The organism is Nocardia sp. NPDC051929, from assembly GCF_044548645.1.
Classification (GTDB): domain Bacteria; phylum Actinomycetota; class Actinomycetes; order Mycobacteriales; family Mycobacteriaceae; genus Nocardia; species Nocardia sichangensis.
In genome coordinates this window covers 215,513-231,465 of record NZ_JBIUCG010000011.1, presented here as the reverse complement: position 1 = coordinate 231,465, position 15,953 = coordinate 215,513, and the positions used below count along the sequence as shown (strand labels likewise).

The window sequence follows — 15,953 nt, the reverse complement described above, 5'->3', positions numbered from 1 at the left end:
ACAGCGGCAGGCGATGAACCGAACACCGGCAACGTTCACGTGCCCAGCGACTCGGCTGCGAGGTCACCGAGCCGGGCGCACGGATTCCGGCATATCCAGGATCTCGTGAAGCGGCCGACGCGGTGTCGCCGGCATGTCCTGTTCCGGTTCGGGCGCGATGCCGACCCGGATCAGGACCTGCGGCAGAGCTGGATGGCGGATCAGCTCACGCACGACCGCTCGGCTTTGTGGCGTTTCGGTGAGATGCGTCAGTGGACATGTGGCATAGCCCGCGAGTGTGCACTCCAGCAACACAGTGGACAGGACCTCTCCGCAACGCACCATGTCATCGGGTGCGTCGCTGCTGGTCGACAGAACGAGAATGACCGAATGGTCGTCGGTGATCTGGCCGCGCCGGTCGCCGGTGGGGGTGGCGGGGAACGTGCGGGCCACACCGACTCGCTGCCGCTCCTCCGGCGAGACCAGGACCTCTTTCGGTACCCCTGCCTCGGCGACGACGTGCCCGGTCCACCATGACAATTCGGCGTGGTAGCCCGCATCGTAGCGGCGCAGGGCGGCGGTCATCTCCGAGGCGCGGGCCAGGGCGGGACGACTGTCGTCGCGGAGCACGTCGAGTGTGACTGCGGATGGTTCGAAGGTGGACCGAAGCACCTGTTCGAAGTCGGACCATCCGGAAGGCGCCTGGAACGGGAGCCGGTCGGTGTGCCGTCGCAGAATGGCGTCAGCGCGTGCACGGTCGCCTTCGGTGACGATTCGAGCCGGTTCGAACGTGATGTTGGTCAGGTGTTCCCGGCGGTTCGGGTCGGGGAAGCGGGCGAGGTGGATCCGCCAGCCCGCGGCGGCCATCGCGGCGCGCAGATGGTCCAGAGCGACACCGCAGCTGATCAGCAACTGCCTGCCCGATTTGTCCGTCGCTGGGAGCATGCGTCCGGGCACGGCGAACAGACGCAGGGTGTGACCGTCGTAAGTCCAATGCCAGGGTTGGCTGTTGTGCAGCGACGGCGCCCGGCCGGCGAGCAGGACGGCTCGCTGGATGGTTTCTCCGGTCGGTTGCTCGTTCATATTGTCACGGTAGGGGTCGAGGGCCGGTGTCCGAAGGGGCCGTAGGTCCCGTATTTCGCCGCGAACGGTCCTGATGGGCTGACCGGTCAGGAAGTCGGCGACCGCCATGATGGCCTGTGGGCGGTGAAGCCGGTACCGCGCTGCGGTTACGTGCGGCCCTGCGGGTTCGGCCGCGACTCGGCCCGAAGCGGGGAGCGATGTCGAGCGAGACGACGCAGGCGCTCGTGCTCGAACCAGAACACCGCGACGCTGGCGGCGAAGCACAACACGGTGGCGGCGGCCCCGAGAGTCACCCAGCCGGTGAATCCCGATCCAGCTGTGGTGAGTGTGGCCGCCAGGATCGCTACTCCGGTGATGAACAGCACGATGCCCGGAATGTTGTACGGGTCGGCGAGGCTTTCTCCCGGCGCGGCATGGTAGGGCTGGCCGGATGCGTTGTCGCTCATGATTATTCCCTCGTCTCGGTGGAAATGGGCTGCGGCTGGGCGGGTCCGTCACCTCGATCGTGACGTCGTCCTCGATCTGCAATTCGACCGCTACGGTGCTCGCGGCCGCATGCCGCACCACGTTGCTCACCGCTTCGCGCATCCGGCGCTGGGTGTCGGTCAACTGCAGAGCGAGGGCCGCCTGGTCGGCGAAGGCTGCCATCATGCCGATCGGGGGAGACCGCACCGCAGATTCAGGACGGCTGTCGCGGCTGTTCCAATTTGGTGGCCAGCACTGCGGCTTGGGTGCGGCGTTCGACGCCGAGTTTGGCCAGCAGTCGTGACACGTAGTTCTTGACAGTCTTCTCCGCGAGGAACATCCGGCTTGCGATCTGCCGATTGGTGAGCCCTTCGCCCAGCAGGGCGAGCAACGTGCGCTCCTGGTCGGTGAGACCGGCGAGCGGTCCGGTCTTGGCTTCCGCTTCCGACCGCAGCTTCGCCATGAGCGCTGCGGCTGCACGGTTGTCCAGCAGCGAGTTACCAGCGCCGACGGCGCGGATGGCATCGATGAGCGCGAGACCCTTGATGTCCTTGACCACGTATCCGCTGGCTCCGGCGAGGATGGCGTTGAGCATGGCCTGTTCGTCGGTGAAGGAGGTGAGGATCAGGCAACGCAGGTCGGGGGCGGCCGAGAGCAGTTCGCGGCACAGTTCGATGCCGTTGCCATCGGGCAGCCGCATGTCCAGCACGGCGACGTCGGGGCGGAGGGCAGGGATCCGGGCCAGCGCTTGCGAGTAGCTGCCCGCTTCGCCGATCACCTTGAGGTCCGGCTCGAGGTCGACGAGGTCGGCGACGCCGCGGCGGACGATCTCATGGTCATCGACCAGAAAGACCTTGACCATGGATGGCCCCTTTCGTCGCTCGGTCATGCTGTTCTCCTGAAGTGTACGAATCGAGGCTCTGCCACCACGGCTTCGGCCGCCGCATCACCCCGCAGCGGGCGTACGGGATTCCGATCCCTACACCGGCGGCACCGGTCGAGCGGCGGACCCGGATATGGGATGCGGTGCAGCTCTCGATATCAGCTGGGGTGAGCGACCCGGTCGAGTTCGGCGCACGCCAGCCGTTGCGCCCATGCGCGTGCCCGCTCGAGTTCGCCATCAGCCAGTGGCCCGGTCACGTCGGTGACGAGGAAATCCATCGGATCGTCCGCGAGTTCGTAACCCGAACGGCGCAACCGTTTCGCCACGCCGCGCGCGGCCGACCCCGGCAGCCACGCTGGAGTTGCGGCTTTGGTGCCGAACGCCGCAGCTCTGCTGCCCGCCGGAACGGTGAACGCCGCGTCGAGCCATTCCCTGACTCCGATATCGACGGCTACTGCTGCTGTGGTCCGCTCGGCGGCGTCGCGTCGGGTGCGTGGTCTGCTCAGTCCGAAGGCATGCGTGGGCGCGCCGACCACCAGCAGATCCACCTGTACCGCGCTCATTTGGGCGGCCGTAGCGACGTCCATGACCTCCACTGTGGCGTATGCGCCCAGACCCTCGGCGATCGCCCCGGCGATGGCGGCGGTGTTGCCGAACATTGATTCATAGACGACTCGCGCCAGCATCTCGATCTCCTCCAAGGGCCTACCTGCGGAACCTCGACGTTACGGAGAAGGCGTCGGTGGCAGCAGTGCCGAAGCGCCTCGCGCCGAGGGACTTTCGACCACGGTCGCTTCGAGGAGAGCGCGCTACCGACGAATGCCATTGCGCCCCAGCGAGGGGGTCGGAGGACTCTTTGCCCGGCCTGAGCCTCTCTCGAAGCTTGAAGTGGCCCGAGCGCGGGCGTTTCGACAGCAAGACGGACGGAGATCAGGCAGATGAAGGTCGCGGATGTACTGGCCACGGCGAAGGACTCCTTGACGGTCACGCGGGTGTATGCGGAGCCGGTCGAGCGGGACGGAACCACGGTGATCGCGGCCGCCGCGATCTCCGGTGGCCGCGGCTCCGGTGAAGGCACCGACAACTCGGGGCAGGAAGGGGCGGGTGGCGGTTTCGGTCTGGGGGCCAAACCGGTCGGCGCCTTCGTGGTCAAGAACGGTCATGTGCGCTGGACGCCTGCTGTCGACGTCAATCGGCTGGCGACGGTGATCGGCGTCGTGGCGGTCACCGCTCTCGTCGTCGGTGTTCGCATCGCAAAGATCCAGGCGAAGTAGCCGCCCGGGCCGCATGGGGTCGACGGATGGCAGCGCGATGATGCCGTCGCGCCGGGGTCGTCGAGCACCTACGCCGACATCGATCCCGACGGCCTCGCGCCGCGCATGTCGGGGATGCGCTGCGCGAGTGTCGGCGTAGGCCAGACCGGCTCATATGTTTTGTCCGGCGGGGCTTCGTGTGTATCCGCGGGCGTGAGCGATCGCCTCGGGTGTGTGGGCGAAGATGTGCGCGTCGCCGTCTGCGGGCAGGGCGCCGATCGCGGCCAGGCGGCGTCGATGGTCTTGGCGTAGACCGGACATCAGGACGGTGATGTGGCGCTGTTCGAGTTTGCCGATGGCGTCTTTCAGCACGAGTGCGCCGGTGGTGTCCAAGGCGGTGATTCCGGACATGCGCAGGATGACCACGCGTACATCTGAAACGTCGGCCAGTTCCAGCAGGAACCGATGGGCGGCGGCGAAGAACACGGGGCCATCGATGCGATAGGCGACTATGTGGTCGTGCCGCAGGTCGTCTTCCTCGGCCAAGTGGCCGCTGTCGTCATGCTCGAGAGGGACTTGCTGGAGCCGGGCTTCTTTCGCCACCGACCGCAGAGCGAGCACGACGGCGATGCCGACGCCGACGGCGACCGCGGTCACCAGGTCCAGGGCGACGGTGACGCCGAAGGTGATCGCCATGACGACCGCATCCCCGCGTGAGGCGCGGGCGATCGCGGCCAGCGACGCGGTCTCCACCATCCTTACGGTCGTCGCCAAGAGCACACCTGCCAAGGCTGCCAGTGGGATCTTCGCCACCAGGGGTGCGGCGAGGTAGATGATCGCGGCAAGCACGACGGCGTGGGTCAGCGCGGACAGACGCGTGCGGGCACCGGAACGGACGTTGACCGCGGTGCGAGCGATCGCACCAGTGGCAGGCACCCCGCCGAACAGGGGAGCTGCGATGTTCGCCACGCCTTGCCCGAGCAGTTCGCGGTCGGGGTTGTGGCGGGTTCCCACGGCCATCGCATCGGCGGCGGTCGCCGACAACAGAGACTCGAGTGCGGCCAGCGCCGCCACTGCCAGTGCCGGCGCGACCAGCGACCCCAACTGATCGAAGTGTACGAATCCGAGTGTGGGCGCGGGCAATTCGGAGGGAATGGTTCCGATGGGGGTCAGATCCAGATCGAGCACCTGCGCTGCGAGGGTTGCGGTGGCCACCGCGATCAACGAGAACGGCAGTTTCGGCAGATACCGCCCACCGGCCAGGACGACCGCGGCCACCGTCAGCGTGGTCGCGAGCGCCAAATGATGCGGGTGCGAAATGTATTGTCCCACAGCGTCGAATGCCGACTGCCACACCTTCTCGCCCTCGGCGTGCGCTACCTGCAGCGCGGACGGGACCTGTTGCAGCGCGATGACAACCGCGATGCCGGCGGTGAAGCCTTCGATCACCGGTGCGGGCATGTAGCGCACAGCCCGCCCGACCCCGGCGAAGGCCAGTACCACCAGCACAAGGCCGGCCAGCAGCCCCACGGTCAGCACCCCGCTCGCGCCGTGCCGGCCGACGATCGGCACCAGGACCACCGTCATCGCGCCCGTGGGCCCGGACACTTGGAAGCGGGATCCGCCGAACACCGCCGCGATCGCGCCCGCGACCACAGCGGTGGAGAGTCCAGCGGCCGCGCCCAGCCCGGAGGAGATTCCGAAGCCGAGCGCGAGGGGCAGCGCCACCAAGGCGACGATCAGACCCGACACCAGGTCTGTGCCGGGCGAGCGGAGCGCGGGTTTCCAGTCCGACCGGCGCGGCAGTAGCGCGAGCGCGTTCACAGTGCTCTGGCCAGACGCAACTTCAGCGCGGCCAGCTGTGCACGCAGTTGGTCGGGCAGCCGATTGCCGCCGATGGTGGCGTACCACTCATCGATCGATGCGGTCTCGGCTACCCATTCGTCGATCTCGACCGCCAGCGCCGCGGTGACCCGTTCCCGGGCTCGTTCCGAGAGGCCGGTCAAGTCCAGGGCCTCGGCAGTTGGGACAAACCCGATCGGGGTCTCCACGGCACCGGCGGTACCGTCCAAGCGATCGAGGGCCCACTCGAGGACACGCACGTTGTCGCCGAATCCTGGCCACAGGAAGGTACCGTCGGCACTGCGGCGGAACCAATTGACCTGGAAGATCTTCGGCAGCTTCGCGGGATCGGCGGCGGCGCCGAGTCTCAGCCAGTGCGCGAAATAATCGCCGACGTGGTAGCCGAGGAACGGCAGCATCGCCATCGGATCCCGACGCACCACACCCACCGCTCCCGTCGACGCCGCAGTGGTCTCCGACGACAGCACCGATGCGGTGAACACCCCGTGTGCCCAGTCGAAGGTCTCGGTCACCAGTGGCACCGTCGAGCTGCGCCGGCCGCCGAAGAAGATCGCGGAGATCGGCACCCCAGCCGGGTCGTCCCACTCCGCCGCGACCGACGGGCACTGCTGGATCGGGGTGCAATAGCGGGAATTAGGATGAGCGGCCGCGCTTTCCGCATCCGGGGTCCAGTCGTGACCCTGCCAGTCGGTCAGGTGCGCGGGCGGAGTGTCGGTCAAGCCCTCCCACCACACGTCACCATCATCGGTGCGTGCGGTGTTGGTGAAGATCGAATTTCCGGCATCGATCGTGGCGATCGCGTTCGGGTTGGTCTGCGCTCCGGTTCCCGGAGCGACACCGAAGAACCCAGCCTCCGGGTTCACCGCGTACAGTCGGCCGTCAGCTCCGAACCGCATCCACGCGATGTCGTCGCCGATCGTCTCCGCTCTCCAGCCCAGGAGGGCTGGTTCGAGCATCGCGAGGTTGGTCTTACCGCACGAGGACGGGAACGCGGCGGCGATGTAGTGGACCTTTCCCTGTGGCGAGGTGAGTTTGAGAATCAGCATGTGCTCGGCCAGCCATTCCTCCTCACGCCCGAGCACCGAGGCGATGCGCAGTGCGAAACACTTCTTGCCCAGCAGCGCGTTGCCGCCGTACCCAGAGCCGTAACTCCAGATCTCCCGGCGCTCGGGAAAATGTGAGATGTACTTGGTCGCATCACATGGCCACGGCACGTCCGCCTCGTCTTCTCGCAGTGGCGCGCCGACCGAGTGCAGGCACTTCACGAAGCCTGTCCCATCGGTGAGCTTGTCCCACACCAGCGCGCCGGAGCGGGTCATGATCTGCATCGTCACCGCCACGTACTCTGAATCGGTCAACTGCACACCGTATTTCGGGTCTTCGGCATCCAACGGCCCCATGCAGAACGCGATCACATACATCGTCCGTCCCGCCATGGCCCCGCGATAGTGCTCGGTCATCACCGTGCGCATGTCCAGTGGATCGACCCAGTTGTTGGTCGGGCCGGCGTCCTCGCGATGTTCCGAGCAGATGAAGGTGCGATCCTCCACTCGCGCCACATCGTCGGGATCCGACGCGCACCAGAATGAGTTCGGCTTTGCCGCGAGCGGCACAAAGGTGCCCTTTTCCACCAGCAATCCGGTGAGCCGATCCCATTCCGCCCGGGAGCCGTCGCAGAACACGATGTGATCAGGTGCGGTCAACTCCGCGACTTCGGCGACCCACGCCAGGATGCCCTCATGGTCGGTCGGCGCCTGCGCGGTCGCGTTCAGGTGACGGGTCACGATATATCACTCCTTCGAAAGCTGCTAGGTGTCTAGTTTAGAAAATATGCAATCAGTGTCGAGCATCGCCCTCCCATGGCCACGGTCAGGCGGTCATTGGAGAGCTTCGACCTGGCCGGCGACGACGCCGGTGAGTATGGCCCGTGCGACGGCCAGTAGCTCGGCAATCTCGGGGGTTGTCAACTCGTAGGTCACCGACAGCCCTTCGCGGCGAGCTGTCACCAGGCCGGCGCGTCGCAAGATCGACAACTGCTGAGACAGGTTGGCCGCCTCGATCTCGATCTCGGCCAGCATCTCCGAAACGGCGTGCTCACGCTGGCTGAGCAGTTCGAGCACCCGCACCCGCACGGGATGCCCGAGTGTTTTGAAGAAGTCGGCCTTCATCTGATAGAGCGGGCGCTGCAGTCCCGGCATCGACGACCAATCCTTCCAGTCCTACCGACGGCATCTCGGCACCCACGATCGCACGTTGTTTGCAGAGTTTAGCAAACAGCATAACCACTGTTGTGGGGACGACTGTTCCTCACCAGGCGAGAGGCTCCGCCGCGGACGATATCGCGGCTCGCCGCTGGACAGATTTCCGGGGGACAGTGCCGACAGCGGGTTCACCGTGAACCCGCACGGCGTGCGAAACGACGAGTGTGAGATCCGATGGTTCTGGATGAACGCTTCTCGTCAGTCGCCGGCCGAGGCGGGATGAACGACCATGACGGGGCAGGAGGCATGCTGAACGAGGTTGTTGGCAGTGGAGCCGAGGAGCATGCCCGCGAAACCGCCGCGTCCGCGGCTGCCCACGACGAGCAACTGCGCATCCTTCGACCACGACAGCAGATGCGGACCGGGGGCCGCCATCTCCACCTTACGGGTGACGCGCACGCCGGGGAACTTCTCCTGCCAGCCCGCCAGCCGTTCGGCAAGGATCGCACGCTCGATGTCCTCGCGGACCGCGTCGAGTCGGCCGAGTTCGCCGGCGAACCGGCTGGAATCCCAATCGCTCCAGACGTGCACGGCGACCAACTCCGCATCACGGGCGGCGGCCTCTGCGAAAGCGGCCGCGATGGCGGATTCCCCGACCGGGCTGCCGTCCACACCGACCACCACCGGGCCAGAACGATGGACCGTTTCCGGTGTGGCGGAGTCTGCGCGCACGACGATCACCGTGCCCTCGGCGTGTGCGGTCACAGCCAGCAAAGTGGAGCCCAGGTGCGTCAATGTCCCGGTGTCGCCGGTCGCGCCGAGCACGACCGCGTAGGCCTCGGCGCTGTGGTCGATCAGCAGCTGCCTGCCGGTGTCGGTGGACGTACGCCTCGAGACACGCAGGCCGGGTGCGATCGACAGCGCGACATCCTCTGCGCGGGTGAGCATTTGGTTTCCCTGCTCGCGGACTGCGTCGACAATCGACGGGACCAGCACCTCGTAGTCGCCGAGTATCCAGCTGGTACCGACCAGGTCCAGCCCGTGCACGATCTCGAGTTCGCGCCCGCGGTCGGCGGCGAATTCCGCTGCCCACCGTAGGGCTGTCCACGAACCCGCCGAACCATCCACGCCGACGACAACCTTGGCGGTGGCGACATGATGCGGATCGTCGAATTGCTGCTGGCCCATGGAATTCTCCTTGTCCCTGATCGTGGCGTGCCCCGGCGGGCACCCCCGAAGCGTATGACCGGTGTGGCGGGCTTCGGTGCGGCTGATCGTCACCTCGAGTGGGGCCGAAAGACCATCTTCCGCACACCGCAGACACCGATCGGCCGTCCACGAGATCGGAGATCTGTTGCGCACAATGGTGACCTGACTCGCCCGCTACTGGAACGACGCCGCACTGGAGCGACATCAGTGGTTGAAGCCACCGCAGGCGCTATAAAGGTTGGCCGCCGTGCCGCCCGGCTGGTAGCGTCCCGGAGTCCGTGACACTGCCCGAGGAGGTGAGACCCATCAACGCTGTATCCAGTGGGTGCTCCACATCTTCTTCACGGTTGGGCGATTGACGTAGGTGTCGCCGGGAGCGCCGCGAACACGGCAATCCCGAAAGGCAATACCTATGCATTCTGTGAATTTCACTGCGGAGACATCGTTGAACGGTGTCATCGAACGCGACTTCACTGTGGGTGAGGTACCCGGCGTGCTCTTCTCGCCCCCATCCGGCTCCGGCCCCGCACCCTTGGTGCTCATGGCGCACAGCGGCGGCCAGCATAAGAGGGCGCCGGGCATCGTGGGCCGGGCGCACCACTTCGTGACCGGCTACGGTTTCCACGCCGCCGCCATCGACGCACCCGGGCACGGCGACCGGCCGCGAACGACGGAGGACGAGCAGCGGATCGCAGTCCTCCGGCGTGCTCAGGCTGCGGGCGAGCCGATCGGCCCTATCATCGTCGAATTGCACACCTACCTGGCCGAGCGCGCCGTGCCGGAATGGCAGGTGACGCTGGACGCCCTGCAGGTACTGCCGCAGATCGGCGCCGACGGGCGGGTCGGGTTCTGGGGCATCATGCAGGGCACCGGGATCGGGGTGCCGTTGACGGCCGTCGAACCCAGAATCACCGCGGCGGTCTTCGGCTGCCTGGGCCATGAATCCCTGATCGAGGCGGCGGCTCGGATCACCGTCCCGATCGAGTTCCTGCTCCAGTGGGACGATGAGCTGCTCGACCGTCGATCCGGTCTTGCCTTGTTCGATGCCTTCGCCTCGAAGGAGAAGACGTTGCACGCCAACGCGGGCGGGCATTTCGAGGTACCGAGGTTCGAGGTCGACAGCGCGGCACAGTTCTTCGCGCGGCATCTCGGCCAGGTCGACACGTCACCGGCCTGACGGGACAGGTATCGGCGGCCGGGCGCGAGCCGGCTGCCGATACCTCAGCCGTAGACCGCTCGCCTGCCGGCTGCGGACCTCGCTCGGGGCGTCACGGTGGATGCGCGAGATCGCCAGCGGCGGAGTGACAAGATCGCGCGGTCTGGTCGCCTGAACCGAGCCGGGTGATCATGACATGATCTCGATCATGCCGATCTCCACCAGTTCGTTCGACCATGTCCGCTTGACAGTGACCGACATCGACAGATCCCGGGCCTTCTATGACGCTGTCTTCGGATGGCCGATCGCTTGGGAGTGTCCCGCGGACGCGGACGAGGCCACCCGTGCACGATATGGGTTCCTCTTCGGCGGTGTGATCTACCAGATGGGTGATGCACTGCTCGGACTTCGCCCGGTCGCCAGTGACGAGTTCGACGAAGATCGAGTAGGACTCGACCACCTCGCCTTCGCCCTCGCCACTCGGTCGGATCTCGATTCGGCGGCTGCCTTGCTCGATGAACTCGGCATCGCGCACGCGGGAGTGAAAGACCTGGGCCCCATGTACATTCTGGAATTCCGCGATCCGGACAACATCGCGCTGGAATTGGTTGTGCGCAAACAGTAATCGCCACTTCCGTTGCAGCGGTCGCTCCACACTGGGATGGCCAGGACCGTGTCGATATCCCGGCGCCCTCGAACGAACACCCCGCCGACGTCTTCGACTTGCCGCAGGCGCTCGTCGTAAGTGGTGTGCCGACCAGCCCCTCGTGCCACGACAGTGCCCGCCGACAGTCTGGTCGGCGGCAACCCCACCAAGATCACGATCCATGACCTGTGGGACCTGGTCATCGGCGCATGCCCGGCATCGTCCGAGCACCCCCACGTGCTACTGAACCTGCTCAGCTAGCGGAGTGTGGTGTGGGTCTGCTCGATGAGGGTCGCCGTGGCACGGTCGAGGAATTCGCAGAACTGTTTGTGCTCGTCGGGGGTGAATCGATCGGTGAGGGCGCGTTCGAGCACGATGACTTCCTGATAGGCGCGGTCGAGCAGGTCGCGGCCGGTCGGGGTGAGGGTGGCGATCATGACTTTGGCGTGGACGGGCGACGGTTGCCGGTCGATGAGCTCTTTGTTCTGCATGCCGGTCAAGACAGTAGCCATGCTCTGCTGCGTGACCCCACACGCGCGGGCCAGTTGGGCACCGGACATGGCGTCGTCGCGGGACAAGATCAGCAGCACCGTGTATTGGGTCATCGTCAGTCCGTAACCGCGTAGCACCGCCTCATGGTGGGCCATGAGCGCCTGCTCGGCTCGGCGAATGCGCGTGCACACGTATTCCTCGACGGGCACGTCGACCATATCACAACTTCCTAAGTTGACTCAGCATCCTGATACTGCTTAAGTGCTCAGTATCAGGATACTGAGTCAACACAGAAAGTTGTATGTGATGAAGGCTGTTGTGCTGGACACCGATGACACCTTCCGGATCTCGGAGATCGACGAGCCCGTGGCCGGGCCGGGCGAGGTCGCGATCCGCGTCGCCTATGCGGGGGTGCAGTACGGTGACGTGCTGGTGCGTGGCGGGCACTTTCCGGTGCCGCGCCCGTTCGTGCCGGGCTTCGAAGCCGCAGGCCAGATCATCGCGGTGGGCGAGGGCGTGGACGAAGGCCGGATCGGTGAGCAGGTCGTCGCGCTGGTCGGCGGGGGCGGTTACGCCGAGGTCGCGACCGCGCCTTCGGTGCTGGCGATCAATGCCTCGCGCGTCGACGCACGCACCGCGGCAGGGTTCGGATGGGTGACTCCGACCGCCTACGACCTGATCGATTCCGTCGGCGGGGTCCGGGCCGGGGACCGTGTGCTGATCCACGCCGCAGCCGGTGGTGTCGGATCACTGGCCGGGCAGTTCGCCGCTGCCGCCGGCGCGGAACGGATAGTCGGCGTGGTCGGCAACTCCGGTCAGCTCGATTACGCGCGTCAGTTCGGTTACCACGAGGTGCTGACGCGAGAACAGTTCCCCGATGGCATCGGTGCGGAAACCTTCGACGTGATCCTCGACCCGATCGGAGGACCGACGCGGGTCGCGAGCCTGGCCCGGCTGGCTGCCCATGGCCGGATCGTGGTCTACGGCAACATCGCCACCTTCGAACCGGTCACCGTCTCGGCCAACGACCTGCTGATGCACGGCCAGTCGCTGATGACCTACAACAGCAATCTGGGCAGCCAGACCCACCCGCAGCGACTCGCCGACAGCGCCACTCGCGCGATGGCGCTGGTCGCCGACGGGTCGGTGCGCATCGATATCACCGCCGAATACGCGCTTGCCGACGTCGAGACCGCGATCGCGAACCTGGCCGGCGGAGTGACTCGCGGCAAGAGCGTCGTCCGCATCGGATGAATCACCTCAGGGATCCGGCCGGGACACCTGCTCGAGTGTCGTGCGCTGGATCAGCCGCCTTTTCTCGTTCGGGTCACGTGTGGCCGCCACCGCGGAGCCAGTCGGTCCACGGGATGCTCCAATCGCCGTTGTGCCAGATATCGAGGGGTTCGCCGCCGGTGTTGCGGACCTCGACCACGTCGCCGGGGATGACGAAGTCGTAGAACCATGTGGCGTCGGCGGGGGAGAGGTTCAGGCAGCCGTGTGAGACGTTGGTGTTTCCTTGCGCCCACATGCTCGCGGCCAATTCGTGCACGAAGATTCCGTCGTGGCTGATGCGGACCGCGTGGTTGATGCTCGTGCGGTAGCCGAGCGCGGAGTTGGTGGGCAGGCCGTAGGTGGCGGAGTCCATGATCACCGGGTCGTTTCGGTCCAGCACGGTGTAGATGCCGGGGCGAGTCCAGAACGACATGACTCTGCCGCCGACGACCGCGGTGCCGCCCATGCCCATCGATGTGGGCATGGTGCGCACGAGGTTTCCGTTGTCGAAGACCTCGATCTGTTTGGTGTCGTCGTCGGCGACCGCGACGTGCGCAGGTCCGATGGTCACTGAAACTTGTTGGTCACGCGAGCCGTAACGGCCGTCGCCGAGCGCGCGGCCGAAGAACTCGGCCGCGATCGTGATCCTGGTTCCCGGTGCGTGATAGTGCTCCGGCCGCCAGTGTGCGTTCTGATCGTCGAGCCAGTACCAGGCGCCGGCGACGGCAGGCTGGGTGGTGACCTTCAGGTAGCGTTCCGCGGCGGTCCGGTCCACGGGTTCGTCGAAATGGGCGACGAGCACGAAACCTACTCCGTAGGTGTCGTTTTCGGCCAGCTCGACGAGATTGGACGAGCGTAGTGAGACGTCGATGATCTGTTGCGGTCGCACCGTGGTGCAGGTTGTCGTCGCGGCGACGTCGCCGGTTTCGCCCTGAGCGACGGCTTTCGCGGTGTAGGTGTGTCCGTAGCCGAGTGGTTCGGCACTGGTCCAGGTTCGATGATCGGGTGCCGATACGCCCGGCAGCGATCTGCCCGTTTCATCGATCCATTCGACCGATCGCAGCGTCCCGTCGGTGACGGTGACCGTGCCGAGACTGCGCGGTTCGACATCCTGGGTGCCGGGGGTGGGGTCGAATCGGATTGTGGCAGGTGTGGGTGGCGGCGCGAGTTCTCGCGCCCACCCCCATCCGGCCAAGGCGAGACCACCCGCACCGGCGAAGCCGATCAACAGCCGACGACGTCCCAATGCCACCGTCTATCTCCCTTCTCCGGGGTGCTGGGGCCGACCTCTGTCCGCCAGCATGCGACAGCTACGCGCCGGCCGTGAGACCGACGACCAGCATCTCCACCGATCCGCCGCACAACCGATACCGTTCCTCGATTGATCGGGGTTCTCCCGAGTGTGGATCGGCAGCGATTGCCGGCAGCTCTGGTCGGCTGTGGGGCGCTGGCAGGATAGGTCGCATGCTCATCGTCATCGGCGGACTTCCGGGGGCAGGTAAGACCACGTTGGCGCGCCTATTGGCGGCGCGGATCGGTGGCGTGCATCTGCGGGTCGACACCATCGAGCAGGCGATCGTTCGATCAGGTCTGGCCGAGCATCCCGTGGGGCCTGCCGGTTATATAGTGGGGTACGCGCTGGCCGGGGAGCATCTTCGGCAGGGTTTGACCGTGATCGCCGAATCCGTGAACCCACTGTCGATCACTCGCGACAGCTGGCTGGGCGCTGCCCGAGATGCCGGTGTCGCCGCGGTGGAAATCGAGGTGATCTGCTCGGATCCGGCCGAGCATCGGCACCGGGTCGTTTCGCGATCGGTCGACATCCCTGACCTGCCGCTGCCGGAATGGCAGCAGGTGCTCGACCGCGAATATCAGCCGTGGGATCGGGACCACATCATCCTCGACACGGCTGGCGAGAGACCCGATCAGTCGTTGCGCCGCCTGCTCGGGCGCCTCCGTCACCTCGGGACGTCCAGCGTCCTGACCAGCGGCAGCAACGATCACGAAGTTTAGAATGACGATGTGCAGCGCGCTGCAGTGACCGATCCGTCGCGTGTCGCGGTCCTCGGGTCCGGGTTCGCGGGTCTGTGGGCGGCGCTCGCGGCGGCCCGGCGGCTCGACGAGCTCGGTGTGGCGGGCGGGACCGTCGATATCACGATGATCAGTTCCACGCCGTACCACGACATCCGCGTGCGTGACTATGAGACCGATCTGAGCACATCCCGCATCCCGCTCGGCGTTCTTCTCGATCCGGTCGGAATCGAGCACATCACCGGCGAAGTGACGGCGATCGACGCTGCGGCGCGAATCGTGGAATCCACCGCGGGCGCTCACGGCTACGACCGGCTGGTGCTCGCGTTGGGCAGCCAGGTGGTCAAGCCCGATATCCCTGGCCTGCGGGAGTTCGGGTTCGACATCGATACCCACGACGCAGCGACGAGACTGCAGGCTCACTTGCGCCGGCTCGCCGAGGGTCCCGCTGACCCGGCGGCCGCCACCGTAGTCGTAGTCGGGGCGGGTTTGACGGGGATCGAAGAGGCGACCGGGCTGCCCGCGATGCTCGCCGACGTCTTTGCCCCGCGTGCCGTCGCACCGCGGGTCATCCTGGTCGACCGCAACCCGTTCGTCGGCTCGGACATGGGTGTATCAGCCCGACCGGTCATCGAGGCGGCGTTGGCCTCCAGCGGGATCGAGACCAAGTTGGGCGTCGGGGTGATGTCCATCGATGAACGCGGCGTGACGCTTTCCTCGGGTGAAATGGTGTCCGCCGCCACTGTCGTCTGGTGTGCGGGCATGCGGGCCAGCCTGCTGACCGCGGACTTCGGCGTCGACCGTGACCGGCTGGGGCGACTGCCCGTCGACGATTATCTGCGTGTCTGCGGTGTGCCCGGGGTATTCGCCGCAGGTGACGTCGCTGCCGCGAAAATGGACGACGAGCATATGTCGGTGATGTCCTGCCAGCACAGCCGCCCGATGGGCCGATGGGCGGGATACAACGTCATCGGCGATCTTCTGGGCGAGCCCATGAAGCCGTTGCGGATCCCTTGGTATGTAACGGTTCTCGATCTGGGACCGGCAGGAGCGGTGTATACCGAGGGCTGGGACCGCCATGTGGTCGCATGCGGCGAGGCAGCCAAGGACACCAAGCGCGCCATCAACACTCGCCGTATCTACCCTCCGCTGAACCGCGACCGCGACGCGTTGCTGGCCGCCGCCGCACCCGACTTGCAGGCCGCACCCGAGTACGGACACTAAGGTTCGGTATCCCGATCGAGAGAAAGGCCAAGCCGCGATATTGGGGTCCAGCGAATAGAGCCGACCCGCAGCAGTTCGGGGACAACGGCAACAATCCCAATTCGTGGGAGTCCGCACATGCTGCATGAGTGCACCGATATTCGCTGCTGAGCCGGTCATCGGTGATTGCAGATGGACGTGTATCCGGCTGGGGTCT

Annotated in this window: 17 protein-coding genes; 7 read left to right on the top strand and 10 right to left on the bottom strand. The window is 66.2% G+C overall.

Features of this window, described 5'->3' with window-relative positions; all coding sequences use genetic code 11:
* Positions 1 to 63 precede the first annotated feature (63 nt).
* The 4 genes from ACIHAX_RS16845 to ACIHAX_RS16830 form a co-directional block, all read right to left on the bottom strand.
* Entirely contained in the window at positions 64 to 1,062 is a 999-nt protein-coding gene (locus ACIHAX_RS16845) for an Acg family FMN-binding oxidoreductase (RefSeq protein WP_364425337.1), read from the bottom strand.
* A gap of 146 nt (positions 1,063 to 1,208) precedes the next feature.
* Positions 1,209 to 1,508 (bottom strand): hypothetical protein, encoded by a 300-nt coding sequence (locus ACIHAX_RS16840; protein WP_397278356.1) that lies wholly within the window; start codon positions 1,506 to 1,508, stop codon positions 1,209 to 1,211.
* 233 nt (positions 1,509 to 1,741) lie between these two features.
* The gene (locus ACIHAX_RS16835) at positions 1,742 to 2,389 is read right to left on the bottom strand and encodes a response regulator (protein WP_397278420.1); all 648 of its coding nucleotides are present in this window, start codon (positions 2,387 to 2,389) and stop codon (positions 1,742 to 1,744) included.
* Between the two features lie 179 nt (positions 2,390 to 2,568).
* The gene (locus ACIHAX_RS16830) at positions 2,569 to 3,096 is read right to left on the bottom strand and encodes a flavodoxin domain-containing protein (RefSeq protein ID WP_364425341.1); all 528 of its coding nucleotides are present in this window, start codon (positions 3,094 to 3,096) and stop codon (positions 2,569 to 2,571) included.
* A 252-nt stretch (positions 3,097 to 3,348) separates the two neighbouring features.
* Between ACIHAX_RS16830 and ACIHAX_RS16825 the strand changes: the two genes are divergently transcribed.
* Positions 3,349 to 3,684 (top strand): spore germination protein GerW family protein, encoded by a 336-nt coding sequence (locus ACIHAX_RS16825; RefSeq protein WP_397278354.1) that lies wholly within the window; start codon positions 3,349 to 3,351, stop codon positions 3,682 to 3,684.
* Between the two features lie 150 nt (positions 3,685 to 3,834).
* Here the strand turns inward: ACIHAX_RS16825 and ACIHAX_RS16820 are convergent, their stop codons facing one another.
* The 4 genes from ACIHAX_RS16820 to ACIHAX_RS16805 all read right to left on the bottom strand — a co-directional run bounded on the left by ACIHAX_RS16820 (position 3,835) and on the right by ACIHAX_RS16805 (position 8,915).
* Positions 3,835 to 5,487, bottom strand: coding sequence for a SulP family inorganic anion transporter (locus ACIHAX_RS16820; protein ID WP_397278352.1), 1,653 nt, complete (start codon positions 5,485 to 5,487; stop codon positions 3,835 to 3,837).
* Positions 5,484 to 7,310: a phosphoenolpyruvate carboxykinase (GTP) gene (locus ACIHAX_RS16815; protein WP_397278350.1), complete on the bottom strand. Its 1,827-nt coding sequence runs from the start codon at positions 7,308 to 7,310 to the stop codon at positions 5,484 to 5,486. The genes ACIHAX_RS16820 and ACIHAX_RS16815 overlap by 4 nt, the downstream gene beginning before the upstream one ends.
* A 93-nt stretch (positions 7,311 to 7,403) precedes the next feature.
* The gene (locus ACIHAX_RS16810; protein WP_364425347.1) at positions 7,404 to 7,724 is read right to left on the bottom strand and encodes a metalloregulator ArsR/SmtB family transcription factor; all 321 of its coding nucleotides are present in this window, start codon (positions 7,722 to 7,724) and stop codon (positions 7,404 to 7,406) included.
* Positions 7,725 to 7,985: 261 nt separating this feature from the next.
* Positions 7,986 to 8,915, bottom strand: a complete 930-nt coding sequence (locus ACIHAX_RS16805) for a universal stress protein (RefSeq protein WP_364425349.1) — start codon at positions 8,913 to 8,915, stop codon at positions 7,986 to 7,988.
* A 442-nt stretch (positions 8,916 to 9,357) separates the two neighbouring features.
* Here ACIHAX_RS16805 and ACIHAX_RS16800 point away from each other — a divergent pair, with 442 nt between their 5' ends.
* From ACIHAX_RS16800 to ACIHAX_RS16790, 3 genes are all read left to right on the top strand, one after another.
* Positions 9,358 to 10,113 (top strand): alpha/beta hydrolase, encoded by a 756-nt coding sequence (locus tag ACIHAX_RS16800; protein WP_397278418.1) that lies wholly within the window; start codon positions 9,358 to 9,360, stop codon positions 10,111 to 10,113.
* A gap of 187 nt (positions 10,114 to 10,300) precedes the next feature.
* The gene (locus tag ACIHAX_RS16795; protein ID WP_355078161.1) at positions 10,301 to 10,717 is read left to right on the top strand and encodes a VOC family protein; all 417 of its coding nucleotides are present in this window, start codon (positions 10,301 to 10,303) and stop codon (positions 10,715 to 10,717) included.
* A gap of 153 nt (positions 10,718 to 10,870) precedes the next feature.
* Positions 10,871 to 10,999, top strand: coding sequence for a hypothetical protein (locus tag ACIHAX_RS16790; RefSeq protein ID WP_397278347.1), 129 nt, complete (start codon positions 10,871 to 10,873; stop codon positions 10,997 to 10,999).
* Here ACIHAX_RS16790 and ACIHAX_RS16785 read toward each other — a convergent pair.
* Positions 10,996 to 11,448 carry a MarR family winged helix-turn-helix transcriptional regulator gene (locus ACIHAX_RS16785; RefSeq protein ID WP_379252260.1) on the bottom strand — a complete coding sequence of 151 codons (453 nt, stop codon included), beginning with the start codon at positions 11,446 to 11,448 and terminating at the stop codon, positions 10,996 to 10,998. The genes ACIHAX_RS16790 and ACIHAX_RS16785 overlap by 4 nt on opposite strands.
* Positions 11,449 to 11,536: 88 nt before the next feature.
* On the opposite strand from ACIHAX_RS16785, the gene ACIHAX_RS16780 reads away from it, so the two are divergent.
* The gene (locus ACIHAX_RS16780; RefSeq protein ID WP_364425352.1) at positions 11,537 to 12,484 is read left to right on the top strand and encodes a zinc-binding dehydrogenase; all 948 of its coding nucleotides are present in this window, start codon (positions 11,537 to 11,539) and stop codon (positions 12,482 to 12,484) included.
* Positions 12,485 to 12,557: 73 nt separating this feature from the next.
* Here ACIHAX_RS16780 and ACIHAX_RS16775 read toward each other — a convergent pair whose 3' ends face one another.
* Complete coding sequence (locus ACIHAX_RS16775; RefSeq protein ID WP_364425354.1) at positions 12,558 to 13,754, bottom strand: Ig-like domain-containing protein; 1,197 nt, start codon at positions 13,752 to 13,754, stop codon at positions 12,558 to 12,560.
* 212 nt (positions 13,755 to 13,966) lie between these two features.
* Here ACIHAX_RS16775 and ACIHAX_RS16770 point away from each other — a divergent pair, with 212 nt between their 5' ends.
* Both ACIHAX_RS16770 and ACIHAX_RS16765 read left to right on the top strand, forming a co-directional pair.
* The gene (locus tag ACIHAX_RS16770; RefSeq protein WP_397278344.1) at positions 13,967 to 14,515 is read left to right on the top strand and encodes an AAA family ATPase; all 549 of its coding nucleotides are present in this window, start codon (positions 13,967 to 13,969) and stop codon (positions 14,513 to 14,515) included.
* A gap of 24 nt (positions 14,516 to 14,539) precedes the next feature.
* Positions 14,540 to 15,757 carry an NAD(P)/FAD-dependent oxidoreductase gene (locus ACIHAX_RS16765; protein WP_397278416.1) on the top strand — a complete coding sequence of 406 codons (1,218 nt, stop codon included), beginning with the start codon at positions 14,540 to 14,542 and terminating at the stop codon, positions 15,755 to 15,757.
* The last annotated feature ends 196 nt before the right edge of the window (positions 15,758 to 15,953 follow it).

Bases quoted from the DNA above. Each gene is read 5' to 3' on its own strand.
- ACIHAX_RS16830 (WP_364425341.1), bottom strand. From the start codon at position 3,096: ATGCTGGCGCGAGTCGTCTATGAATCAATGTTCGGCAACACCGCCGCC.
- ACIHAX_RS16795 (WP_355078161.1), top strand. From the start codon at position 10,301: ATGCCGATCTCCACCAGTTCGTTCGACCATGTCCGCTTGACAGTGACC.
- ACIHAX_RS16785 (WP_379252260.1), bottom strand. From the start codon at position 11,448: ATGGTCGACGTGCCCGTCGAGGAATACGTGTGCACGCGCATTCGCCGA.
- ACIHAX_RS16825 (WP_397278354.1), top strand. From the start codon at position 3,349: ATGAAGGTCGCGGATGTACTGGCCACGGCGAAGGACTCCTTGACGGTC.
- ACIHAX_RS16840 (WP_397278356.1), bottom strand. From the start codon at position 1,508: ATGAGCGACAACGCATCCGGCCAGCCCTACCATGCCGCGCCGGGAGAA.
- ACIHAX_RS16770 (WP_397278344.1), top strand. From the start codon at position 13,967: ATGCTCATCGTCATCGGCGGACTTCCGGGGGCAGGTAAGACCACGTTG.
- ACIHAX_RS16845 (WP_364425337.1), bottom strand. From the start codon at position 1,062: ATGAACGAGCAACCGACCGGAGAAACCATCCAGCGAGCCGTCCTGCTC.
- ACIHAX_RS16780 (WP_364425352.1), top strand. From the start codon at position 11,537: ATGAAGGCTGTTGTGCTGGACACCGATGACACCTTCCGGATCTCGGAG.
- ACIHAX_RS16805 (WP_364425349.1), bottom strand. From the start codon at position 8,915: ATGGGCCAGCAGCAATTCGACGATCCGCATCATGTCGCCACCGCCAAG.
- ACIHAX_RS16810 (WP_364425347.1), bottom strand. From the start codon at position 7,724: ATGCCGGGACTGCAGCGCCCGCTCTATCAGATGAAGGCCGACTTCTTC.
- ACIHAX_RS16835 (WP_397278420.1), bottom strand. From the start codon at position 2,389: ATGGTCAAGGTCTTTCTGGTCGATGACCATGAGATCGTCCGCCGCGGC.